The following is a 22,326-nucleotide window of genomic DNA, read 5'->3' as shown; positions in this document are numbered from 1 at the left end:
GTCTACCGGCCTGCCTGGATCAACGTGGGGGCTTGGGCGGTGCGTCGATCACCTGTCCGCGCTGTTTCCACTGGGCCAGCATGAGGGTGCCCAGGCCCAGCAGGATCTCATCGACAAAAGGAACGGGGTCGGGGATCAGCACCGAAAGCACGAACAGCGCCGCGGTGATCTTGAACAGGGTCGGGAAGCGGAGCTTTCGCGCCCAGCCCATGAACGGCGAAAGAAGGGGGTTGGTCATGGATTTCCTCGGTGATCCGGAAGCGTCTGTCATCAGTATCGCAATTGCGATGTTGTGACCGTGCAGACGCATTTGGGCAGTATGTGACACAAAGTGCGGATCTGTTCAGCCCGGTGATGGTGGAATGGACGCAGTCGATAGCGCGGGCGAGACCCGCACGGATGAGGTGGAGAGATGAACAAGAACATGCTTGCCGTTGCCGTTGCTGCCCTGATGGTCGGTGGCGTCGCGGTTGCCGCCTACAATTCGTTCGACCGGCCGGCGAGCCACGATGTTGGTGCCGCCAGCTTTTCACCGGTCGCCGGCCAAACGGACCTGGCGTCCTTTGCCGGCGATTCCCGCGCCGACGGGTCGATCGCCATGCTTGATCGGGCGCCGATGGCTCGCCTGGACTACGCGGATGTGATCGATATCGACGAGGTGACGGAGAAGGAAGACCTGTACGCGGTCGTTACCGGGGTCGACCCTGTGCGTGAAACCAGCACCGTATCCAGTCCACGCCAGGTGTGTGAGGACGTTGTGGTGCAGGAGCGCCTGCCCGAACGCGATGGCAATGTCGGCGGGACGGTTGCCGGTGCGGTGATCGGCGGCGTCCTGGGCAACCAGATCGGCAAGGGCAACGGGCGCAAGGCAGCGACTGCAGCCGGCGCCGTCGCCGGTGGTTTTGTTGGCAACCGCGTCGACCGCAATCACGTCGGTGGGCGGGTCGTGGAGCGGGTGGACCGGCAGTGCCGCACCGTTGCCGACACCTCCCAGTCCAGCCGGATGATCGGCTACGACGTCTCGTTCCGCAATCCGGATGGCACGACGGGCAGCAAGCGCATGGGCAGCAAGCCCGGCGAGCGCATTTCGCTGGGCAGTCGGGATGAGGTGGTGGGCTACGACGTCACGTACCGCTTCGACGGCCAGGAGCGCACCGTGCGCATGAACGACCGCCCTGGTGACCGCCTGCCGGTGATCGACGGCCAAGTGGTGGTACAGACCGCTTCGGTGGCCGGTACCCCGCGCGGCTGATCGTCATTACCCACGTAGGTGGCGCATCGAAGGGGCCGGATATTCCGGCCCCTTCGCGTTTGGCCTGAAGCGTGCAGGGTGCGCTCCATCCGGCGTGCTGCTTACAATGGTCGTTTTCGCGCACGAGTCCGCCATGTCCCTCAATCCCTACGACCTGTACGACACCCGCTCCCTGCTCACCGAGGAGGAGCGCGCCGTGCAGGACACGGTGGCGCGGTTCACCGACGAGCGCGTGCTTCCGATCATCGGCGACGCCTTCGATGAAGGCCGCTTTCCGCGCGAGCTGATTGCCGAGATCGCCGAGCTGGGCCTGCTGGGCTCCTCACTGCCCGAGGAATACGGCGGTGGCGGCCTGAATTCGGTGTCCTACGGCCTGATCTGCCAGGAGCTGGAGCGCGGCGATTCCGGCATCCGCAGCTTCGTCTCCGTGCAGTCCTCGCTGTGCATGTACCCGATCTTCGCTTACGGCACCGAGGAGCAGAAGCAGCGCTGGCTGCCGTCGATGGGGCGCGGCGAGACCATCGGCTGCTTCGGCCTGACCGAGCCGCACGGCGGCTCCGATCCGGCCAACATGAAGACCAGCGCCAAAAAGGACGGCGACGACTGGGTCCTCAACGGCAGCAAGATGTGGATCACCAACGGCAACTTGGCCGACATCGCGATCGTCTGGGCGCAGACCGCTGAGGGCATCCAGGGCTTCGTGGTCGAGAAGGGCATGAAGGGCTTCGCCGCCCAGGAGATCAAGCACAAGATGAGCCTGCGCGCCTCGGTCACCAGCGGCCTGTTCTTTGACAACGTGCGCGTGCCCGAAGCCAACCGCCTGCCCAGCGTGAAGGGTTTGAAGGGCCCGCTGGGCTGCCTGACCCAGGCCCGCTACGGCATCACCTGGGGCCCGATCGGCGCGGCGATTGCCTGCCTGGACGAAGTGCTGGGCTACACCAAGGAACGCATCCTGTTCGACCGCCCGGTGGCGGCAACGCAATCCGCCCAATTGAAGATGGCCGACATGGCGCGCCGCATCACCATGGCGCAGTTGCTGGTGGTCCAGCTGGGCCGGATGAAGGACGCCGGCACCATGGCCCCGACCCAGGTCAGCCTGGCCAAGTGGAACAACTGCCGCATGGCGATCGACATCGCCCGCCAATGCCGCGACCTGCTGGGCGGCGCCGGCATCACCACCGAGCACTGCGCGATCCGCCACGCCATGAACCTGGAGTCGGTGATCACCTACGAGGGCACCGAGACCATCCACCAGCTGGTGGTCGGCCGCGAGCTGACGGGGATCAACGCGTTCTGATCGCGCACCGGACGCCCGAGTTGCCCGCCTGACGAAACTCCAGACCTTCCTATTGCAGCCTCGCGCCGACCGGCCGAGGCGGAGCCCCGATGATGTCGAGCCTTCCCAGCCCCATTCCCGCGCGCATGCGCGGCCTCAACCGCGCCGAGATCTGCGATGTGAATTTCACCGAGTTCGTCCGGTCCTGGGACGGGCGGGCCGGTGTGGCTCCGGACGACGATGCGCCGGTGCTGGAGGGCAGTGCACTGGATGCAAAGGGCTTCCTGGAGTTGTTCGAATCGCAGCTGGTCAGCCGCCACCTTGACCTCATGGCGCGGGTGCTGCGGGTGCAGAACAAGGTCTTCTATACGATCGGTTCGTCCGGGCACGAGGGCAACGCGATGGTCGCGCGCGCCACCCGTCATACCGATCCGGCCTTCCTGCATTACCGCAGCGGCGGCTTCATGGCCGAGCGCTTCCGCAAACTACCCGGGATGGATCCGGCGATGGACTCCGCGCTGAGCTTTGCCGCCAGCAAGGACGACCCCGCCAGCGGCGGTCGCCACAAGGTCTGGGGCAGCAAGCCCTTGTGGGTGCTCCCGCAGACATCGACCATCGCCTCGCACCTGCCCAAGGCACTCGGCACGGCCATCGCGATCGAGGCCGGCCGGCGCCTTGGGCACCAGCTGCCGATTCCCGACGACAGCATCACCATCTGCTCCTTCGGTGATGCGTCCAGCAACCATGCGACCGCGCAGACCGCTTTCAACGCGGCCGCGTGGACGGCCTACCAGAAGCTGCCGGCGCCGGCGCTGTTCGTGTGCGAGGACAACGGCATCGGCATCTCGGTGAAGACGCCCTCGGGCTGGATCGCGCGCAATTTTTCCCAGCGCGCCGACCTGGACTACTTCGCCGCCGACGGCCTGGACCTGGCCAACGGCTATGCCGATGTCCAGCGCGCCGTCGAGCACTGTCGGGCCACCCGCCGGCCGACCTTCCTGCACCTGCGCACGACGCGGATCATGGGTCACGCCGGGACCGACTTCGAGATCGAGTGGCGGTCGCTCGAGGAACTGTGCGCCGTCGAGGCGACCGATCCGCTGCTGCGGTCGGCATCGATCGCACTGGAATCCGGGCTCATGTCCAGGGATGAGGTGCTGGAGCTTTACGAACGCACGCGCAAGCGCTGTTTCGCCGCCGCCGAGGAAGCCGATCGCCGACCCAAACTTGAAACGCTGGCCGACGTCATCGCGCCGTTGGCTCCGTACTCTCCCGACAAGGTCATGGCCGAGGCCGGGCGCGCCGACTTCGATGAGCGTCGCCTGGAGGTCTTCGGCGGCGAGGCGAAGCTGCCGGAAAACCTGCCGCCACGCCACATGGCCATCCAGATCAACCAGGCGCTGCACGAGACCTTCGCCAAGTACCCCGATGCGCTACTGTTTGGCGAGGACGTGGCCCAGAAGGGCGGCGTCTACACCGTCACCAAGGGGCTGCAGAAAGCCTTCGGGCCGCGCCGCGTGTTCAATACGCTGCTCGACGAGACCATGATCCTGGGCATGGCGCAGGGCTTTGCCAACGTCGGGATGCTGCCGATCCCGGAAATCCAGTACCTGGCCTACTTCCACAACGCCTGCGACCAGATCCGCGGCGAGGCGGCGAGCCTGCAGTTCTTCAGCAACAACCAGTATGCCAATCCGATGGTGGTGCGCATCGCCGGGCTGGGCTACCAGCGTGGCTTCGGCGGCCATTTCCACAACGACAACTCGATCACCGCGTTGCGCGATATCCCCGGCCTGGTGGTCGGCTGCCCGTCGCGCGGCGACGATGCGGTGACGATGCTGCGGACGCTGACCGCGCTGGCCAAGGTGGACGGGCGCGTCAGTGTGTTCCTGGAGCCCATCGCGCTGTACATGACCAAGGACCTGCACGAAGCGGGCGACGGCGGCTGGCTGACCGAATACCCCGAGCAGGGGAAGGCCATGGTGATCGGCGAAGGCCGGGTGTACCCGCCTGAAAGCGACGCGGGCGAAGATGCCGATGTCGGCGACGGCGATGGGCGCGATGACCTGGTGGTGTTCACCTACGGCAACGGCGTGCCGATGAGCCTGCGCGCCGCCCGCAGCATCCGCGAGGCGCACGGCTGGCGGACGCGGGTGGTGGACCTGTGCTGGCTGGTGCCGCTCAATGACGCCTGGATCGTCGAGCAGGCTCGCGGTGCACGCCGAATCCTCATTGTCGATGAAGGCCGCCAAAGCGCCGGCGTGGGGGAGGGCGTCATCACCGCGATCGCCGAGGGCGGGCTGGGCGGTATTCCGTTTGAGCGGGTCGTGGGCGTGGACACCTACACGCCGCTGGCCGGCGCGGCGTTCCTGGTCATTCCCGGCGAAGAGGACATCGTCGATGCAGCCGGCCGGCTGGCGGCAGCGGACTGAGGCCGGTCACCCCGGCCAGGGACCGGGCCGCAGCGGAGCGGGGCGTCGCGCCAGCAATGCAAGGGCCTGCAGGTAGCGGGCAACACGCTCCCTCAGCGCGCAAGACCGTCCCGTAGCGGCGCCTCAATCACGCTGGCGCCGTCCACCATCAACGCGGAGCCCGGCAGGCCGGGCTGCGGCCGCTCCAGCGGCAGCACGGCCAGCGCGATGTGCTTATCCGACGCGCTGGCGACCGACATCACCCGGCCCAGGGATTTCCCGTCGGCGGTGACGTCGCTGCCAACGGGGATCGGCGAACCCGACGCCAACAGGGCGAGGCCGCGCTTGGCCTTGCCCAGGAAATGCGTGCGCGCAACAATTTCCTGGCCGGGATAGCAGCCTTTCTTCACGCTGAAGGCCTGCAGTCGCTCCAGCGACAACTGCTGCGGCGTCCACTGCTCGCGCTCTGTGTCCACCAGCCGCGGCAGGCCGTCCTGCAGGTCGGCCACACGCCAGCGCGCGATGGCGTCGTCGTCGGGCAAGGCATCCAGACCGGTACAGATCACCAGGCTGCGCGCATGTTCCCCCGTGCCCAGATCCAACTCAACGGTGTCGCCGTCAGCTGCAAAGGTGTTCCCGCGGGCACCCGACGCCTGGGTAAAACGGCCGCCCACCCGGAGACCCTCATCGATACCGATGGTGACCTTGCTGCGGAACAGATAGCCGCGCAGACGCTGGACGATCGCTTCGGCGCCGCCATCGGGGAGCATCAACCAGAGTGTCTCCGCATCCCTGCGCAGCAACGCGAACAGCGTGATCACGCGGCCCTTCGGGGTGAGCCAGCCACTCCATTGCCACTCGCCGTCGGCGAGGACGCCAATGTCGTTCATGAACTGGGCCTGGGAAAATGCGATCGCATCGCGGCCACGGAGTGTGATGACGGCCTGCTCAGGCAACGCGATCAGAGGGCCTACAGTGGCGGGTGACTTGTCAGACATGGGGGCGGCAACTAAGCTAGGACCCAGTGATGATAGGCCAAACCACCTCCGAGACCGATCCCGCCGCGACCACCGAGGTGCCCGCGGCCACGGAAGTGGACAAGCCGGACCAGCCTTCCCAGATTCCCGAGTACGGCGGCCGCGAAGGCCTGGACCCGACCCGGTATGGCGATTGGGAGAAGAACGGCCGCTGCATCGATTTCTGACGTCGCCTGACGTCCAGTCACCCTACCGAATCCCGCCACGCGGCCCCGCCGCCCAGCCCAGAGAGCGCCGTTGCCATGGCCAGTCGCCAACGTCCCATATCACCGCACATCCAGGTCTACCGCTGGCAGGTCCAGATGGTCACCTCGATCCTCCATCGCGCCACCGGCATCGTCCTCGTTGCCGGCAGCCTGTTGTTTGTCTGGGGCCTGTGGGCGCTCGCGGCAGGTCCCGAGCAATGGTCGGATTTCAGCGGATTTGCGCGCTCGATTCCCGGTTTCGTGGTGCTGTTCGGTTGGAGCTGGGCGTTTGCGTATCACCTTGCCAACGGCATCCGCCATGTGCTCCAGGACGCCGGCTGGGGCTTCCAGATTCCTGATTTCATCCGCAACAGCTGGACCACGATCATTGTCAGCTTGGTGATCACCGCGCTGCTGTGGTTCGCGGCCATGCAGCAATGGGGTGGTGCATGAACAGCAATGACCTGCAGGGTGACCTGCGTAATCCGCTCAAGCGCGCGCGCGGCCTCGGTTCGGCGAAGGAAGGGACCGGGCACTTCATCGTCCAGCGCGTCACCGCGATTGCGCTGGTGTTCCTGTCGCTCTATGTGGTCTACCTGCTGCTGTCGCTGGTGGGCGCCGATTACTCCAGCGTCCGCGCCGCGGTTGCGTCACCGTTCAATGCAGTGCTGCTGATCGCATTCCTGATCGCCTCCTTCTGGCACGCCAAGCTCGGCCTGCAGGTTGTGTTCGAAGACTACGTGCACACCGGCTGGCTGCAGGTCACCATCCAGCTTGCCATCATCTTCATCTGCGTACTCGCGGCACTTGCCAGCGTGTTCGCGGTCATTCGCATCGCGTTCGGGGGCTGATCGTGCCGGCTTACAAGATCCAGGAACACAAATTCGACATGGTCGTGGTGGGCGCCGGCGGCGCCGGGCTGCGCGCGACCTTCGGTCTTGCCCAGAAGGGCCTCAAGACGGCGTGTATCACCAAGGTCTTCCCGACCCGCTCACACACGGTGGCCGCGCAAGGTGGCATCGCCGGCGCGCTGGGCAACATGGGCGAGGACGACTGGCGCTACCATTTCTATGACACTGTGAAGGGCTCGGACTGGCTGGGCGACCAGGACGCGATCGAATACATGTGCCGTGAGGCCATCCCGGCGATCGTCGAACTTGAGCACCAGGGCGTTCCGTTCTCGCGTACACCCGAGGGCAAGATCTACCAGCGTCCCTTTGGGGGCATGACCACCAAATACGGCGAGGGCCCGCCCGCCCAGCGGACCTGCGCTGCTGCCGACCGCACCGGCCACGCGATCCTGCACACGCTTTACCAGCAGTCACTGGCGCACCATGCCGAGTTCTTTATCGAGTACTTCGCGCTGGACCTGATCATGGATGCGGACGGCGTTTGCCGCGGCGTCCTGGCGCTGGACATGGCCGAAGGCACGCTGCACCTGTTCCGTTCCCAGGGCACGGTGCTGGCGACCGGCGGTTACGGCCGCGCGTATTTCTCGGCGACTTCCGCGCACACTTGCACCGGCGACGGCAATGGCATGGCGCTGCGAGCCGGGCTCGCGCTGCAGGACATGGAGTTCGTGCAGTTCCACCCGACCGGCATCTACGGTGCGGGCTGCCTGATCACCGAAGGCGTCCGCGGCGAAGGCGGCATCCTGCGCAACGCCAGTGGCGAGCGTTTCATGGAGCGCTACGCGCCATCGGCGAAGGACCTGGCCTCGCGCGACGTGGTCAGCCGCGCGATGACGATGGAAATCCGCGAAGGCCGGGGCGTTGGCGAGCACAAGGACCACATGCTGCTCGATCTGACCCACCTGGGCCCGGAAGTGATCCACGAGAAGCTGCCCGGCATCGCCGAGTCGGCGCGCATTTTCGCCAACGTCGATGTGGAAAAGCAGCCGATTCCGGTCATCCCGACCGTGCACTACAACATGGGCGGCGTGCCGACCAACTACCACGGCGAAGTCGTGCAGTTGAAGAACGGCGATCCCGATGCGGTGGTTCCCGGCCTGTATGCCATCGGCGAGGCGGCTTGCGTGTCGGTGCACGGCGCCAACCGCTTGGGCTCCAACTCGCTGCTCGACCTGGTGGTGTTCGGTCGCGCGGTCGCGAACCGCTGCGCCGAGACGCTCACTCCCGGCGCGAAGCATCCCGACCTGCCGGCCGACGCCTGTGACGCATCGTTGGCGCATCTGGACAAGCTGCGCAACGCCAATGGCAGCACACCGACCGCAGTCATCCGCGATCAGATGCAGCGTGCGATGCAGGCTGACGCTGCGGTGTTCCGCACCGAGGAAACGCTGGCGGAGGGCGTGGGCCGGATCCGTGAGATCCGGGCCTCTTTCGAAGACGTCAAGGTCAGCGATCGCTCCCTGATCTGGAACTCCGACCTGGTGGAAACCTTCGAACTGTCGAACCTGCTGGGCCAGGCGCTGTCGACGATCGTCTGCGCGGAGAACCGCACCGAGTCACGCGGCGCCCATGCGCGCGACGACTATCCGGAGCGCGACGATGCGAACTGGCACAAGCACTCGCTGTGCTGGGTCGACGAAGCGGGCAATACGAAGATCGACTATCGGCCGGTGCACATGTACACGCTGACGGACGACGTGGACGTGGTCCCGCCTGCAAAGCGGGTCTACTGACTTCGTTTTCACCAATCACCCCGCGGGCCGCACACCGGTTCGCGGTGCCGGCTGAGACCGGCTTCCAGGGCGGAACTACCGATGGCCGATTTCAACCTTCCAAAAAACTCGACAATCCAGAAGGGCAAGCACTACGAGACGCCCGGGGCCCAGCAGCCGCGTACGTTCCGGGTCTACCGCTGGAATCCCGAGGATGACCAGAACCCGCGCGTGGACACCTACGAGGTGGACATGGCGAGCTGCGGACCGATGGTTCTGGACGCGCTGATCAAGATCAAGAACGAGATCGACCCGACCCTGACCTTCCGCCGCTCCTGTCGCGAAGGGATCTGCGGATCGTGCGCGATGAATATCGACGGCAGCAATTGGCTGGCGTGCACCAAGGCGATCGAAGATTGCGGCAGCGGCGACGTGCCGATCTATCCGTTGCCTGCGATGGAGGTGGTCAAGGACCTGGTTCCCGACCTCACCCATTTCTACGCCCAGTACGCGTCGATCAAGCCGTGGATCCGGACCGCGAGCCCGGAGCCCAGCGATCGCGAGCGCCTGCAGTCGCCGGAGGATCGCAAGAAGCTCGACGGCCTGTACGAGTGCATCCTGTGCGCCTGCTGCACCGCCGGTTGCCCCAGTCACTGGTGGAATGGCGATCGCTACCTCGGCCCGGCCGTCCTGCTGCAGGCCTATCGCTGGATCGTCGACAGTCGCGACGAGGATACCGGCGCGCGCCTGGACGACCTGGAAGACCCGTTCAAACTGTACCGCTGCCACACTATCCTCAACTGCACGAGGACCTGCCCGAAGGGGCTGAACCCGGCCCGCGCGATTGCCGAGATCAAAAAGCTGATGGTCGCGCGCCGGACCTGATCCGCGCGCTTCGACGTTTTGCAAAGGGGTGTGCCGGGTGCACGCCCCTTTTTTGTGGAGAGCACATGCAACTTAGCCCGGAAGATGAGGTGGAGCTGCGCCGGCTGCGCTGGAAATGCAGGCGTGGCATGCGTGAGCTGGACCAGCTGTTTGGCCGCTTTCTGGACCGTGAATGGCGGCAGGCATCGGTAGGTGATCGGGCGGTTTTCCTACGCCTGCTGGAATGCGAGGACGATAAGCTCTGGCACTGGTTCATGGGTCATGAGGTCCCGCCGGATGCCGAACTCGCAGCGCTCGTCAGCGCCATCCGCCAGTTGCCGCCTTGAGTGGCGGCCATCGGCCTGGCTGATCGCGGCGCTGCCGCTGATGGGCGTGTTGGGGGCACTCTCTCTGCTGCTGTCCGGGTTTCCCCGCGGGGTGATATGGCCGGGCGCCATACTCGCGATCTTGTGGGGCGTTCGGGAGTCACGGCGGGAAGCGGCAAAAGCGGCACGTGAGATCGAGCTGGACGGAGCCGCGGTGAAGGTCGACGATCAGATCGTCAGGGACTTCACGGTGTTCTGGCGCGGGCCACTGAGCTTCGCGCGCTGGCGCGATTTCGAGCATCGTCTGCATCGTCTGGCATGGGGGCCCGACACGCTGCCCCCGGCCAGCCGGCGTCAACTGCGACTCGCATTGCCGGCACAAACTCCTGCTCGCGGGCGCCGTTCGGTGGCACCATAGCGGGCTATGTTCAAACCCATTCCCGTCGCCATCGGCCTGCGCTACCTCCGCGCCAAGCGCCGCAATGGTTTCATCTCGTTTATTTCCCTGGCGTCCATCCTTGGCATCGCCCTGGGTGTGGCGGCGTTGATCACCACCCTGGCAGTGATGAGCGGCTTCCAGCAGGAGATCCGTGACCGCATGCTGCAGATGGCGGCGCATGCGACCGTCAGTGCTTTTGGCGAACCGCTGGACAATTGGCAGCAGGCGGTGGACCTGGCGCTGACCGATCCGCGGGTCGCCGGTGCCGCGCCGTATGTGGAAAAGGAAGCGCTGCTAAACGGTCCCCGCCAGCAGCCGGCGATGGTCCGCGGCGTGGTTCCCGCTGACGAGCGCACGGTGTCGGTGCTGGGCGACAAGATGGTGGCGGGCACGCTGGAATCGCTGGTGCCGGGCGAGTTCAACATCGTACTGGGCCGCGAGCTGGCCGCATGGCTGGGTGTTGGCGTGGGCGACAAGGTGGTCATGACGATCGCGGAGTTCAACAGCACGCCGGTCGGGGCGATGCCACGGGTAAAACGCTTCACCGTCAGCGGCATCTTCGAGGTTGGTTACAACGAGTACGACCGCAGCATGGCTTTCACCAGCATGCCCGACATGCAGCGCCTGATGCGCCTTCAGGATGGTGTGACCGGGGTGCGCTTGCGTCTGGTCGACATGAACCAGGCCTGGGATGTCGCCCGTGATCTGGCCACCAAGCTGGGCGGTCTTCAGGTCAGCGACTGGACCACCGACAACGCCAATATGTTCCGCGCGTTGAAAATGGAGAAGACCCTGATGGCGATCCTGCTCTCACTGATCATCGCAATGGGCGCCTTCAACCTTGTCTCCTCCCAGGTGATGCTGGTGACGGACAAGCAGGCCGATATTGCGATCATGCGCACCTTCGGTCTGTCGCCCAGAGGGGTGATGCAGGTATTCATGGTGCAGGGCAGCCTGATCGGCGTGATCGGCACCGTGCTCGGCGTCGTCGGCGGGATCGTGTTGACCCTGAACCTGGAAAATATCCTGTTTGCGATCGAGCGGGTATTTGGCGTCAGCCTGTTGCCGGAGGATGTCTACTACATCACCGGCCTGCCGACAGACCTCAAGCCAGAGGATGTGCTTTCCATTACCGCAGTGGCGCTGGTGATGGCGTTCCTGGCCACCATCTACCCCGCGTGGCGAGCGGCGCGGACCCCTCCGGCGGAGGCGCTGCGCTATGAATGAGCCTGTCTGGCAACCCGGCGACGACGTGGTACTCGGGTGCACCGGCCTGGGCATGGTCTATGCCGAGGGCAAGATGCGCACCCCTGTGTTCGATGGTCTGGAGCTGGAGGTCCGCAAGGGCGAGACGGTCGCGATTGTCGGCGCGTCGGGAGCAGGCAAGAGCACACTGTTGCACCTGCTTGGTGGGCTGGACACCCCGACCGCCGGTGATGTCTATGTCGACGGGCACTGGATGAGTGCGCTGTCGGATACGGCGCGTGGGCAATTGCGCAACCGGGCGCTGGGGTTTGTCTACCAGTTCCACCACCTGCTGCCGGAGTTCACCGCGCTGGAGAACGTGATGTTGCCGGTGTTGCTGGGCGGCGAGAAGGTGGCGACGGCACGCGACCGGGCGCGGGACCTGCTGGAGTCGGTTGGGTTGGGGCACCGTCTGGAGCACAAGCCAGGCGAACTCTCGGGCGGTGAGCGCCAGCGAGCGGCGGTGGCGCGCGCGCTTGTCAATCGTCCTGCGTGCGTCCTCGGGGATGAACCGACGGGCAATCTGGATGAGAAAACCGCGGCGCACGTGTTCGAGCAGATGCTCGAGCTCAACCGGGAGCACCGCACGAGCCTGGTCCTTGTAACCCATGACAGGCGTCTGGCAAGCCGTTTGGACCGCGTGCTGGAATTGCACCAGGGCCGGCTGCGCGAACTGGTGGTAAGCGATATGTAAGCACTCCGGGGCGGCGTGTTGGAGCGCAGTCCAGCCACAAAATTCACGACATGGAAGTACGCCATGAGCAATGCGGCAAGGACGCCGCCGTCCATTCCAACGATTGACCGTGTCCCTTGCGTGGCCACTGTTGCCGACGCGGCCGGCGGAGTTTTCCTGGCTACGACACCCGCACGATCGCGCCCCCTCGGGCTGCCGGTGGCAAGTGGTCTTCTCGCAGGTGTCTCGCTGGCCCTCTGGCTGCCCTGGCTGGCACCGCTCTGGCTGTTGCTGGCAGCGGCGGTGGTTGGAGCGCCGGCGTGGTGGCAAGCGTGGCGCGGGCGCTGGATGGGCGCGTATCTGGTCGGTTTCGCGCTCGCCGGCCTGCACGCCACCCACGCCCTGTCCGTCCAGCTTCCGGTGGATTGGGAGAAACGCGATGTCGAGGTTCGTGGACGGCTCGTCGAGTTGCCCCAGCATCAACCGCGGCGCACGGCATTCGCATTCCGGGTGGATCGCGCGAACGACCAGCCCGAACCCTTGCGCGGCCGGCTGCTGCGACTGTCGTGGTACGACGAGCGCGACGGCACGGGGACGGGGCGTGACGAGGTCCAGGCGGGACAACGTTGGGAGATGACCGTACGGCTGCGGGCGCCACGGGGTCTGCGCAATCCGGGGGGATTCGACAGCGAGAAGCACGCGTTTGCCGGCAGGGTGAGTGCCAGCGGCTATGTGCGTGAGCCCGGGAAGGCGCGTCTGGAGCAGGCCGGCACAGGGATCAACGCCTGGCGTGGCGCAATGTCGCAGCGCATCGCGGACTCCGTTGCTCCCGAATCGGCGCGCTTCCTGTCCGCCTTTGCGCTCGGGGATACGCGCGGTCTGGACGATGAGGACTGGCACGTCCTGCGTGCCACCGGTCTCAGTCATCTGGTGGCGATCTCCGGCATGCACGTGGGGATTGTCGCTGGGTTCTTTGCGTTGGCGATGGCCGGGGTCTGGTGGGTTTTTCCCGGTCTCGGGCGACGCGTGCCGCGGCCGATTGCAGCCGCCATGGGTGGTCTGGTCGGAGCGATCCTTTACGCCGCCGTGGCCGGGTTCGCGCTGCCGACGGTGCGAACCGTCCTGATGGTTGCCGTGGTGGCGGGGATGCGCATTCAACGGCGGAGATCGACCACGCTGGAAGTGCTGGCTCTGGCAATGATCGCTGTGCTGGTTGTGGATCCATTGTCGGCGCTGACCGCGGGATTCTGGCTGAGCTTCTTCGGCGTCGCCTGGCTGGTCTGGTGCCTGCCCGAGGTCGGTCGCCGGCCGCCGCATGACCTGGTATCCGCGCAGGGCGTGGCCACCATCGGTCTTTTGCCGCTCACCGCCGTCCTTTTCGATCAGGCCTCGCTCGCGGGACCGCTGGCGAACCTGGTTGCCGTGCCGTGGTGGACGCTCGTGGTCGTGCCGCTGTCGCTGGTAGGTACTGCATTGGAGTTGCTGCACGCGGGATGGGGGCTGTGGGCATGGGACGCGGCCGCGTGGTGCTTCCAGCTCAGCTGGCCGCTATTCGACACGATGGCGGCAAGCGACATGGCGCTGTGGTGGCTGCGCGAATCGCGCTGGTATGCCCTGCCACTGGCGTTGGCCGGTGCGTTCTGGCTGCTGCTTCCGCGCGGCCTGCCCGGGCGTCCGCTGGCGTTGCTGCTGTGGTTGCCCCTCTTGTGGCCCGCACGCGACCTGCCCGCGCCTGGCGAGGTGGACATCCAGGTGCTCGATGTGGGGCAGGGGTCGTCGGTGCTGGTCCGCACAGCCGCGCACAACCTGTTGTACGACATGGGACCCTCGACACCCGACGGCTTCGACAGTGGCGAGCGTGTGGTGATTCCCGCCCTGCGGGCGCTCGGGGTGGAGCGACTGGACCGAGCGGTGGTCAGCCACGCCGACAATGACCACAGCGGCGGATTCGAGGCGGTTCGCCGCCGTACCGGCATCGACTCCGCCAACGCTCCGGAAGACTCGGGAATCGCCGACACGTTGCCATGCGTCGCCGGCGAGCAGTGGCAGTGGGACGGTGTGTCGTTCCGTTTCATGCATCCACCGCCGTACTTCCCCTATCTGGGCAACGACGCCAGTTGCGTATTGCGAATCACCGGAAAACACGGATCCGCGCTCCTGCTGGGCGACGTGGGCAAGGTCATCGAGCGTGACCTGGTTCGCCGCAGCCGGCTTGATGCGGAGTCGGCGATCAAGGCCGAAGTCGTACTGGTGTCCCACCACGGCGCCGCCAACGCGTCCGATCCGGCGCTGGTGGAGGCGACCGGGGCACAACTGGCGATCATGTCCAGCGGGCATGGCAACCGGTTCGGCCATCCGCGTACCGAGGTGACCCGACGTTGGCAGGACGCCGGTGCAGCGACGCCCGACACGGCGCAAGACGGGGCGATCCGGGTGCGAATGGGGGAGGCGGGGATTAGCGTCGAAACGCGACGCGCCGCACGTCCACGGCTGTGGGATGCGGGCCGCCGTGACAATAAGCCCTTGGTGGACGCTGCGCCTGAGCTATCCTATCGACCGGATTGAATCGGCCCCGGGCCGGAGGTTGGCGCGTGCTGGAACTGGTCAAGGCGGGTGGGTGGCCGATGATTCCTATCCTGATGCTGTCGGCGCTGGCCGTGGCGCTGATCGTGGAGCGTGCGTGGACGCTGCGACGCGCACATGTCCTGCCGCCGGGTCTGGGCAACGAGGTTCGCACCTGGGCCAGCGGTGGGGCCCTCGACCCGGCCCACATCGACTCACTGCGGGCAACATCGCCGCTGGGCGAATTGCTGGCCGCGGCCCTGGACGTGCGTGACCGACCGCGCGAGCAGATCCGCGAGCGTATCGAGGATGTCGGTCGCCATCTTGTGCACAAGATGGAGCGCTACCTGAACACGCTGGGCTCGGTAGCCTCTGCAGGACCACTGCTCGGCCTGTTTGGCACCGTGGTGGGCATGATCCAGCTGTTCCTGGGCATCCTCGACCACGGCATAGGCGACGTGAACCAGCTGGCTGGCGGAATAGGCAAGGCGCTGGTCTGCACCGCGGCGGGCATGGTGGTCGCCATTCCCGCGCTGATGGCGCATCGCTGGTACCGCGGCCGCATCGCCGGTTACATCGTCGAGATGGAGCACGAGGCGATCCAGCTGCTGGACACCCTGGAAAAGACGCGCCCCGTCGCGCCGGCGGTGAAAGCGCAGCTGCGCACTCCCGCATTGGTGGACTGACCGCCCATGCGCATCCGCGACCAACGGGCCGATGACGAACCGGAGATCAGCCTCGTTCCGCTGATCGACGTGATTCTGGTGATGATCATCTTTTTCGTGGTCACCGCCACGTTCGACGCGCGCTCGGTAATCCAGCTTGAACTGCCGCGTGCGACCGGCGAGCAGGTGGAGGCGACCCAACCGCTGGTGGTGCTGGTGAACGCGGACGGGCGCTACTTCGTTGATGACCGCGAGGTGTTGCGCAACGACGTCGATTCGTTGAAAGCGACGCTCGCGGAAGTCGCCGGTACGGAGCGCGAACGTCCCGTGATGCTGCGGGCGGATGCGCGCACGCCCTATCAGGCGGTGGTGACGGTGTATGACGCGCTCGGCCAGCTCGGCTTCCGCAGGATCATGACCGCCACTGCGTCGCCGGAAGCGGATGCCGCCGGCGAGGACGTTCGTCGGTGACGGAAGCCACCTCGCCCTGGCAGATCTACCGGCGGCTGCTGACCTTGTCGACGCCGTATCGGGCCCTGCTCGGGGTCGGTCTGGTGGGAATGGTGATCGAGGCGCTGGCGGGGGGCGGCTTCACCTGGCTGATGCGCCCGATCATCAACCAGACCTTTATCGCCAGGGACGCCGCGGCCAGTCTGGTGCTGCCGCTGGCGATCGTGGGCCTGTTCGTGGCTCGCGGCGTTGCCGGTTACCTGACCGACATCAGCATGGCCCGGGCGGGCCGCAGCATTGCCCGCGACCTGCGCGTCCAGGTGCTGGGCAAGTACCTGCGACTGCCCGGCCAGCGCTTCGATGCCGAGCCGGTCCCCTCGATGCTGATCAAGCTCAGCTCCGACAGTGACCAGGTCGCGCAGGCGGCCATCGATGCGATGAAGGTCATGCTGCAGCAGTCCCTGCAGGCCATCGTGATGGTCGGAGTGATGCTGTGGACCAGTTGGCAGGTCACGATCCTGATCCTGATCCTTGCGCCGCCGCTGGGGTGGGTGATGGACAAGGTCGGCCGGCGCTACCGGCGGGTCAGCCACCGCATCCAGGAAAGCGGCGCGCAGCTGCTGCAGTCGGCCGACCAGGCCTTGGCGAACCAGCAGGAGGTCAAGGTCTACGGCGCGCAGGGAGTGGAGCTGGAACGTTATACCGATCAGGCCAACCACCATCTGAAGCTGAGCATGAAGGTGGAGTCCACCCGCAGCATCTCGTCGGCGCTGGTGCAGTTGATGGGCGCGGTGGGCCTGGCGATGCTGCTGTTCTTTGCCGGCCGCGAAGCGCAGGCGGGGCGGATGGATGCAGGCAGCTTCGTGGTCCTGATGACCTCGATGATGGCGATCATCCCGGCCCTGAAGCAGCTCACCAACGTGCAGGGCATGCTCCAGCGCGGTGTCGCATCGGCGCAGCGCCTGTTTGATGTCATCGATGCCGACGATGAGCCCGACACCGGGACGCAGCCCCTCCGGCGCGCCCGCGGCAAGATCGAATTCCGCGACGTGTGTGCGCGCTATCCCGGCCAGGCCAGCAACGCCCTCACCGATGTCAGTTTCGTGGCCACGCCCGGCACGGTGACGGCGATCGTCGGCCGGTCGGGGAGTGGCAAATCGACCCTGATCAAGCTGATCCCGCGGTTCTATGAGGTCGAGTCCGGCCAGATACTGGTGGACGACCAACCCCTGGACGTCTATCCGCTGGCGGACCTGCGTCGGCAGATCGCCCTGGTCGGCCAGCACGTGATGCTGTTTGACGGCACCATCGCGGCGAACGTGGCTTACGGAGAGCTCGAGCAGCCTCCGGCCGATCGCCTGGAGGCGGCGATACGCGGTGCCAACGCGGCCGAGTTCGTTGAGCGCCTGCCGGGCGGTGTCGACAGCCCGATTGGTGCCAAGGGCAGCAGCCTCTCGGGTGGCCAGCGCCAGCGCCTGGCGATCGCCAGGGCGATGTTGAAGGACGCGCCGATCCTGATCCTTGACGAGGCAACCGCCGCCCTGGATACCGAGTCGGAACGACTGGTACAGGACGCTTTGGAGCGACTGATGCCTGACCGCACCACACTGGTGATCGCCCACCGCCTGTCGACCATCGAGCACGCCGACCAGGTGCTGGTGCTTGACGAGGGCCGGATCGTCGAGCGCGGCACCCACGACGAGCTGCTGGCGCGCGACGGACTGTACGCCCACCTGCACCGCATGCAGTTCCGGGAGCCGCAATGAGCACAGGCCCCGCTCGTCGGCGCGAGCATCAGCCGGCGTACTGGTACAGCGATCTTCCGGTGCCGCTGTTTGCGAGTGCGCTGGCGTGGCTGTACGGAATCCTTACCGGCATGCGGCGCTGGTCCTACCGTGTGGGCCTGTTGCGGCGCCGCCATCCGGGCGTGCCGGTGCTGGTGGTGGGCAACATCACCGCCGGTGGCGCAGGCAAGACTCCGTTGACCATCGCGCTGGCAATGCGGCTGCAGCAGGAGGGGTGGACGCCGGGTATTGCCAGCCGCGGTTACGGCCGCACCGACGCGGGATCACCGGTGTGGGTGGAGGCGGCCACCGCGCCGAACGTAGGCGGCGACGAGCCGGTACTGATGGCGCGTCGTACCGGTGTCAAGCTGCGCGCCGATCGTGACCGGGCGGCAGCGGCGGCCGCGCTGGCAAAGGCCGGCTGCGACATCATCCTGTGCGATGACGGCCTGCAGCACTACCGGCTCAAGCGCGATATCGAGATCGAGGTGGTCGACGGTGCGCGCCGTTATGGCAATGGCCGCCTGCTTCCTGCCGGACCGCTGCGCGAGCTGCCGCCACGCGGTAATGCCTGCGACTTCCGTGTCATCAACGTGGCCAATGCGCCCGTCAGCGACGTCAATGGCACGGGGTTTGGCGAATGGCCGATGCGGCTGGCCAGCCACGATGCCGTGCCCGTGCTGGGGGGCAGGCCGCGTCCGTTGTCGGCTTTTGCCGGGCATCGCGTGCACGCGGTGGCCGGAATCGGCAATCCCGAGCGTTTCTTCGCGATGCTGCGGGCGCTGGACATCGCGGTGGTGCCGCATGCCTTTGCCGACCACCACCGCTATCGTGCCGAGGACTTCCAGTTCGGCAGTCCACTGCCGGTGCTGATGACCGAGAAGGACGCGGTCAAGTGCGCCGGGTTCGCGACCGATGCGTTCTTCAGCGTCCCGGTCAGTGCGGAGTTGCCTGAAGGGTTCTGGGTGTCACTGCTGGATCGGATCGGGCAGGTGGGCAAAACATGAGTACGGCGACCGACAAGGCGACGGGCGACGCCCTCGACTTCGTTGTCGCTATCCCGGCGCGCCACGACGCAACCCGTCTGCCCGGCAAGCCACTGCGCTTGATAGCGGGCGAACCGATGGTGCTGCACGTCGCCCGCCGCGCGCTGGCGGCGGGGGCACGCGAGGTCTGGGTCGCTGCGGATGACGTGCGCATTGCCGAGGCGCTGCAGGGCGCGGGCGTGCAGGTGGCGATGACATCCGCGGCGCACGCGTCCGGCACCGATCGTCTCGCCGAGTGCGCACGCATCGCCGGCTGGGGCGATGACACGATCGTGGTGAACCTGCAGGGCGACGAGCCCTTCGCGCCCGCTGCGGGGATTGGCGCGGTGGCTGCGCTGCTCGCCGGCAGCGGCGCGGAAATGGCGACCCTGGCGGCGCCGATTGATGACGTCGAAACGTTGCTGGATCCGAACGCGGTCAAGCTGGTGCGCGCGACGGGCGGCGACGCGCTCTACTTCAGCCGTGCGCCGGTGCCGTGGCCGCGCCAGGCATTTACCAGCGATTGCACGCGGATGCCCGAAGGCGGTCCGTGGCTGCGGCATATCGGAATTTACGCGTATCGGGCCGGGTTCCTGCAGCGTTTCGCGGCCATGCCACCGGGCCGCCTGGAGCAGATCGAACTGCTGGAGCAGCTGCGCGCACTCGAGGCCGGGCACCGCATTGCAGTGGCGCTGACGCCCGAACCCTTCCCGCCCGGTGTGGATACGGCCGAAGACCTTGCCCGGGCCGAGGCATTGATGCAGGCACGCTAGCTCAGAGCCCTGACGCGTTCCGTTCGACGCAGTCTTCGCGATCGGCGTTCCAACAGTCATCCGCCGGCGTCACACAAGCCGATACGAACCCCGGCCAGTCAGGACTCACACAGGCGGTCCTGCAGGCTCGTCCTTGCGCTGGAACACGTGCTTCATCACGAAGTCCGGGGTCACTTCCTCGCCGCTGAGCAGCATGGCGGTCAGTTCGCCACCCAGCACCTGCGGTGAGATCACCACGTCGGGTTGGGCCAGCTTGACCCGGCTCAGGTGCTTGGCATCGTTGACGGCGGCCACGGTGCGCGCCTTGCCGCCCAGCTCCTTCACCGCAAGGATCACGAAGGCATTCTCCGAGTCGTCCACCAGCATCGCCAGGACCGCCTCCGCGCGGTCCGCGCCGGCCTCGCGCAAGACCTCGGTGCTGCTGGGGTCGCCCACCACGATGTCCATCTCGCGGCTGTCGCTGTCCTCGGGCACCGTGCGCAGCAGGCGGGTCACCTTGTTGCCACGGCGTGCCAGTTCCCGCGCGGTATTGATCGCCAGCGGGCCGCTGCCGATGACGACGAAATGATCTTCCCGCTTCATGCGTGTCCCCTTTTGCGTAACGATGCGTTTCAGGCTGTTGCTGACCATCGGCGCGATGACGGCGGTGAGTGAGGTCGCGAACACCGCGACGCCCAGGACGATGACCGAAATGGTGAACAGTTTGGTTTCCGACGTCTGCGGCGTGATGTCGCCGAAGCCGACGGTGCTCATGGTGACCATGGCGTAGTAGAGGGCGCTGACCAGGTCGGTGATCGGTGGATCGAAATCGCCACCCAGATAGTAGGCGCCAAAGGTCGCGTACATCAGCAGCATGACGACGGACGTAACCGCGAACAGGGTGCTGGCGGCAACACTGCTGCGGTCGAATTGTCGCCAGGCGATGAACAGTGCCAGCAGCATGACCACGAAGTAGGCCAGCAGCAGGTGCGACTGGGCCTGCCCAAGCAGCAGGCTGGTAACGCCGGTAAGGGCGAACAGCAGCGCCATGCTCCAGGCAAGCCGGGAGCGCGAGAGCAGTCCGCCGGCCATGATCAGCATGCCGCCGCCGATCAGCAGTCCGGGCAGCCGCTGCGGTCGGACCGCGAAGTGACCGTCCAGCATTCCGTGCAGGTAGGTCCGCCAGTCCGCGCCGAAGTCCAGACGCAGCAGCAGCACACCGCCGGTGGCGAGGGCGACGGCGAGCGGCACGTGCGGAAACCAGCTGTCGCCGTGCAGCACCGAGTACCAGCGGCGCATCAGAGCACGGACCCGCGCGATCGGCCGCACCGCGATCTTGCGGGCGGACTCACCCGCGATCATGCGAGCCACTCGATCAGGCGCACCGTCGCGTACAGCAGCCCGCCGATCAGTGCCCCGATTGCGGTGCCGTTGTAGCGGATGTACTGCAGGTCGCTGCCGACGCTCAATTCCAGTTCACGCACCAGTTCGCGGGTATCCCAGCGCTCCACGCGCTCGACAATGAAGTCGCGGATAGCTCCGCGGTACTTGTCGATCAGCGGTCCCAGCGTGTCCAGCACCCACCGGTTCAGCCAGCCCTGCACCTCCGGATCGCTCCCCAACTTGTCGCCGATCGCGCGTGAGGCGTCCGCCACCTTGCCCGCAATCGCCGAATCGTCACGCTGCAGGTCATCGCGCACCCAGTCCAGCACCTGGATCCAGGACTGGCGCAGGTAGCGCGCGAGTGCCGGATCGTCGAGCACGCGGTCGCGCAGGGCGGAGACCTTCTGCTGCAGGGACGGGTCGGTACGCAGGCGATCGATGAACGCATCCACGTAGTCGTCAAATCGCAACCGCAGCTCGTGCGAGGGGTCTTCGGCCATGTCGCTGATCAGGTCGCTGATCCCGGCGATGATCTTGGCCGCGAGTTTCTCCGCCACGGCGTCGTCGAGACGGGTCAGGCGCAGTACCGACCACAATTGCGGCGAGATCTTGCTCGCGATCAGGTGTTGGGTATCTTCGTCGGCCAGCACGTCGCCCAGGTCGCGCAGCACGCTGTCCAGAAGCGCCTGGTGGCGGCGGTCCTGGGTCATCACTTCCAGCAGCTGGCTGCCCAGGTCGGCGACATCGGCGCGCTGCAGTTGCTCGCGCACCAGTCCGAGCAGGAAACGGTGCAGGCGCTCGCTGTCCATCAATTGCAGCAAGTGCGGCACGACGTTGACCGCGAACTTGCCGATCGTCTGTGCGTGGACCGGATTGGCCAAGGCGGCCGCGAGACGTTTGCCAGGGTCGAACTGCTCGACGCGCCGCAGCACTTCGCCACTTTCCAGGAAGTGATCGCTGATGAAATTCGCCAGCGCACGGCCCAGCGCAACCTTCTTGTTGGGAATGATGGCAGTGTGCGGAATCCAGCGCTGGCCAAGCGGATGCCGGAACAGGGCCACCACCGCGAACCAGTCCGCCAACCCGCCGACCATTGCCGCCTCGGCCATCGCCACCAGCAGGTCGAACCCCCAATGCGGGTGGGTGATGCGCAGCCAGGTACCGACGGCGAAAACAGCGGCGGCCACCGCCAGCATGCCAACTGCGATGCGCTTCCGACGTGTCAGCGCCGCTGCGCGGACGTCGCCGGCAGGGCTCGCGGTTGGCGCAGCCGGCGATCCGGAAGCGGGCAGGGGCGGTTCGGTTTCTGCTGTCATCGGTGTGCGGGGTGTCCTGGTATCGGCTTGTGGAGGTCTGCTGAGGCTTGCCCTGACG

The 22,326-nt window shown here is 66.4% G+C and carries 21 protein-coding genes and 1 pseudogene; 18 read left to right on the top strand and 4 right to left on the bottom strand.

From position 1 onward, the window contains the following. Positions 1-19 precede the first annotated feature (19 nt). Positions 20-238 carry a DUF6116 family protein gene (locus tag INQ42_RS07850; protein ID WP_194033787.1) on the bottom strand — a complete coding sequence of 73 codons (219 nt, stop codon included), beginning with the start codon at positions 236-238 and terminating at the stop codon, positions 20-22. Positions 239-412: 174 nt separating this feature from the next. Between INQ42_RS07850 and INQ42_RS07845 the strand changes: the two genes are divergently transcribed. The 3 genes from INQ42_RS07845 to INQ42_RS07835 all read left to right on the top strand — a co-directional run bounded on the left by INQ42_RS07845 (position 413) and on the right by INQ42_RS07835 (position 4,960). Beyond that, complete coding sequence (locus tag INQ42_RS07845; RefSeq protein WP_282435691.1) at positions 413-1,252, top strand: glycine zipper 2TM domain-containing protein; 840 nt, start codon at positions 413-415, stop codon at positions 1,250-1,252. A gap of 133 nt (positions 1,253-1,385) precedes the next feature. Then, entirely contained in the window at positions 1,386-2,549 is a 1,164-nt protein-coding gene (locus tag INQ42_RS07840) for an acyl-CoA dehydrogenase family protein (protein ID WP_194033786.1), read from the top strand. Positions 2,550-2,638: 89 nt separating this feature from the next. Then, on the top strand, positions 2,639-4,960 hold the full coding sequence (locus tag INQ42_RS07835) for a thiamine pyrophosphate-dependent enzyme (RefSeq protein WP_407070759.1): 2,322 nt from the start codon (positions 2,639-2,641) through the stop codon (positions 4,958-4,960). A 92-nt stretch (positions 4,961-5,052) separates the two neighbouring features. On the opposite strand, the gene ygfZ is transcribed toward INQ42_RS07835, so the two are convergent. Continuing rightward, on the bottom strand, positions 5,053-5,937 hold the full coding sequence (gene ygfZ / locus INQ42_RS07830) for a CAF17-like 4Fe-4S cluster assembly/insertion protein YgfZ (RefSeq protein WP_194033784.1): 885 nt from the start codon (positions 5,935-5,937) through the stop codon (positions 5,053-5,055). A 29-nt stretch (positions 5,938-5,966) separates the two neighbouring features. Between ygfZ and INQ42_RS07825 the strand changes: the two genes are divergently transcribed. The 15 genes and pseudogenes from INQ42_RS07825 to kdsB all read left to right on the top strand — a co-directional run bounded on the left by INQ42_RS07825 (position 5,967) and on the right by kdsB (position 19,590). After that, entirely contained in the window at positions 5,967-6,143 is a 177-nt protein-coding gene (locus tag INQ42_RS07825) for a DUF1674 domain-containing protein (protein WP_194033783.1), read from the top strand. Positions 6,144-6,218: 75 nt separating this feature from the next. Beyond that, positions 6,219-6,614: a succinate dehydrogenase, cytochrome b556 subunit gene (sdhC, locus tag INQ42_RS07820; protein ID WP_194033782.1), complete on the top strand. Its 396-nt coding sequence runs from the start codon at positions 6,219-6,221 to the stop codon at positions 6,612-6,614. Continuing rightward, entirely contained in the window at positions 6,611-7,012 is a 402-nt protein-coding gene (sdhD, locus tag INQ42_RS07815) for a succinate dehydrogenase, hydrophobic membrane anchor protein (RefSeq protein WP_194033781.1), read from the top strand. Before sdhC ends, sdhD begins: the two co-directional genes overlap by 4 nt. 2 nt (positions 7,013-7,014) lie before the next feature. After that, positions 7,015-8,805, top strand: coding sequence for a succinate dehydrogenase flavoprotein subunit (gene sdhA, locus INQ42_RS07810; RefSeq protein WP_194033780.1), 1,791 nt, complete (start codon positions 7,015-7,017; stop codon positions 8,803-8,805). An 81-nt stretch (positions 8,806-8,886) separates the two neighbouring features. Then, a complete protein-coding gene (locus INQ42_RS07805) occupies positions 8,887-9,669 on the top strand; it encodes a succinate dehydrogenase iron-sulfur subunit (RefSeq protein ID WP_194033779.1) in 783 nt (260 codons plus the stop codon). 65 nt (positions 9,670-9,734) lie between these two features. Further along, positions 9,735-9,995 carry an FAD assembly factor SdhE gene (locus tag INQ42_RS07800; protein WP_194033778.1) on the top strand — a complete coding sequence of 87 codons (261 nt, stop codon included), beginning with the start codon at positions 9,735-9,737 and terminating at the stop codon, positions 9,993-9,995. A gap of 193 nt (positions 9,996-10,188) precedes the next feature. Continuing rightward, positions 10,189-10,392, top strand: coding sequence for a hypothetical protein (locus INQ42_RS12930; RefSeq protein WP_228064318.1), 204 nt, complete (start codon positions 10,189-10,191; stop codon positions 10,390-10,392). 6 nt (positions 10,393-10,398) lie between these two features. Beyond that, positions 10,399-11,640, top strand: coding sequence for a lipoprotein-releasing ABC transporter permease subunit (locus INQ42_RS07790; protein WP_194033776.1), 1,242 nt, complete (start codon positions 10,399-10,401; stop codon positions 11,638-11,640). Continuing rightward, on the top strand, positions 11,633-12,352 hold the full coding sequence (gene lolD, locus INQ42_RS07785) for a lipoprotein-releasing ABC transporter ATP-binding protein LolD (RefSeq protein ID WP_194033775.1): 720 nt from the start codon (positions 11,633-11,635) through the stop codon (positions 12,350-12,352). Before INQ42_RS07790 ends, lolD begins: the two co-directional genes overlap by 8 nt. 156 nt (positions 12,353-12,508) lie before the next feature. Beyond that, a pseudogene (locus tag INQ42_RS07780) lies at positions 12,509-15,029 on the top strand (DNA internalization-related competence protein ComEC/Rec2); the annotation flags it as partial. Next, positions 14,923-15,579: a MotA/TolQ/ExbB proton channel family protein gene (locus tag INQ42_RS07775; protein WP_194033773.1), complete on the top strand. Its 657-nt coding sequence runs from the start codon at positions 14,923-14,925 to the stop codon at positions 15,577-15,579. The pseudogene INQ42_RS07780 and the gene INQ42_RS07775, both read left to right, overlap by 107 nt. 6 nt (positions 15,580-15,585) lie before the next feature. Further along, entirely contained in the window at positions 15,586-16,029 is a 444-nt protein-coding gene (locus INQ42_RS07770) for an ExbD/TolR family protein (protein ID WP_194033772.1), read from the top strand. Next, on the top strand, positions 16,026-17,774 hold the full coding sequence (gene msbA / locus INQ42_RS07765) for a lipid A export permease/ATP-binding protein MsbA (RefSeq protein WP_228064316.1): 1,749 nt from the start codon (positions 16,026-16,028) through the stop codon (positions 17,772-17,774). The genes INQ42_RS07770 and msbA overlap by 4 nt, the downstream gene beginning before the upstream one ends. After that, on the top strand, positions 17,771-18,799 hold the full coding sequence (gene lpxK / locus INQ42_RS07760) for a tetraacyldisaccharide 4'-kinase (protein WP_194033771.1): 1,029 nt from the start codon (positions 17,771-17,773) through the stop codon (positions 18,797-18,799). The genes msbA and lpxK overlap by 4 nt, the downstream gene beginning before the upstream one ends. Beyond that, on the top strand, positions 18,796-19,590 hold the full coding sequence (gene kdsB / locus INQ42_RS07755) for a 3-deoxy-manno-octulosonate cytidylyltransferase (protein ID WP_194033770.1): 795 nt from the start codon (positions 18,796-18,798) through the stop codon (positions 19,588-19,590). The genes lpxK and kdsB overlap by 4 nt, the downstream gene beginning before the upstream one ends. Positions 19,591-19,695: 105 nt before the next feature. Here the strand turns inward: kdsB and kch are convergent, their stop codons facing one another. Beyond that, on the bottom strand, positions 19,696-20,931 hold the full coding sequence (kch, locus tag INQ42_RS07750) for a voltage-gated potassium channel protein (protein WP_228064315.1): 1,236 nt from the start codon (positions 20,929-20,931) through the stop codon (positions 19,696-19,698). Further along, positions 20,928-22,148, bottom strand: a complete 1,221-nt coding sequence (locus tag INQ42_RS07745) for a DUF445 domain-containing protein (RefSeq protein ID WP_228064314.1) — start codon at positions 22,146-22,148, stop codon at positions 20,928-20,930. The genes kch and INQ42_RS07745 overlap by 4 nt, the downstream gene beginning before the upstream one ends. Positions 22,149-22,326 lie beyond the last annotated feature (178 nt).

The organism is Lysobacter avium, from assembly GCF_015209745.1.
Classification (GTDB): Bacteria; Pseudomonadota; Gammaproteobacteria; order Xanthomonadales; family Xanthomonadaceae; genus Novilysobacter; species Novilysobacter avium.
The sequence above is the reverse complement of the archived record's forward strand: the minus strand, read 5'-3'. Positions and strand labels throughout refer to the sequence as shown.

Excerpts from the sequence above, each read along its gene's own strand:
- ygfZ (WP_194033784.1), bottom strand. The coding sequence starts at position 5,937 with ATGTCTGACAAGTCACCCGCCACTGTAGGCCCTCTGATCGCGTTGCCT.
- INQ42_RS07770 (WP_194033772.1), top strand. The coding sequence starts at position 15,586 with ATGCGCATCCGCGACCAACGGGCCGATGACGAACCGGAGATCAGCCTC.
- kdsB (WP_194033770.1), top strand. The coding sequence starts at position 18,796 with ATGAGTACGGCGACCGACAAGGCGACGGGCGACGCCCTCGACTTCGTT.
- INQ42_RS07790 (WP_194033776.1), top strand. The coding sequence starts at position 10,399 with ATGTTCAAACCCATTCCCGTCGCCATCGGCCTGCGCTACCTCCGCGCC.
- INQ42_RS07805 (WP_194033779.1), top strand. The coding sequence starts at position 8,887 with ATGGCCGATTTCAACCTTCCAAAAAACTCGACAATCCAGAAGGGCAAG.
- INQ42_RS07840 (WP_194033786.1), top strand. The coding sequence starts at position 1,386 with ATGTCCCTCAATCCCTACGACCTGTACGACACCCGCTCCCTGCTCACC.
- sdhC (WP_194033782.1), top strand. The coding sequence starts at position 6,219 with ATGGCCAGTCGCCAACGTCCCATATCACCGCACATCCAGGTCTACCGC.
- sdhD (WP_194033781.1), top strand. The coding sequence starts at position 6,611 with ATGAACAGCAATGACCTGCAGGGTGACCTGCGTAATCCGCTCAAGCGC.
- INQ42_RS07835 (WP_407070759.1), top strand. The coding sequence starts at position 2,639 with ATGATGTCGAGCCTTCCCAGCCCCATTCCCGCGCGCATGCGCGGCCTC.
- INQ42_RS07850 (WP_194033787.1), bottom strand. The coding sequence starts at position 238 with ATGACCAACCCCCTTCTTTCGCCGTTCATGGGCTGGGCGCGAAAGCTC.
- kch (WP_228064315.1), bottom strand. The coding sequence starts at position 20,931 with ATGATCGCGGGTGAGTCCGCCCGCAAGATCGCGGTGCGGCCGATCGCG.
- lolD (WP_194033775.1), top strand. The coding sequence starts at position 11,633 with ATGAATGAGCCTGTCTGGCAACCCGGCGACGACGTGGTACTCGGGTGC.
- lpxK (WP_194033771.1), top strand. The coding sequence starts at position 17,771 with ATGAGCACAGGCCCCGCTCGTCGGCGCGAGCATCAGCCGGCGTACTGG.
- INQ42_RS07745 (WP_228064314.1), bottom strand. The coding sequence starts at position 22,148 with ATGCTGGCGGTGGCCGCCGCTGTTTTCGCCGTCGGTACCTGGCTGCGC.
- INQ42_RS07845 (WP_282435691.1), top strand. The coding sequence starts at position 413 with ATGAACAAGAACATGCTTGCCGTTGCCGTTGCTGCCCTGATGGTCGGT.
- INQ42_RS07800 (WP_194033778.1), top strand. The coding sequence starts at position 9,735 with ATGCAACTTAGCCCGGAAGATGAGGTGGAGCTGCGCCGGCTGCGCTGG.
- INQ42_RS07825 (WP_194033783.1), top strand. The coding sequence starts at position 5,967 with ATGATAGGCCAAACCACCTCCGAGACCGATCCCGCCGCGACCACCGAG.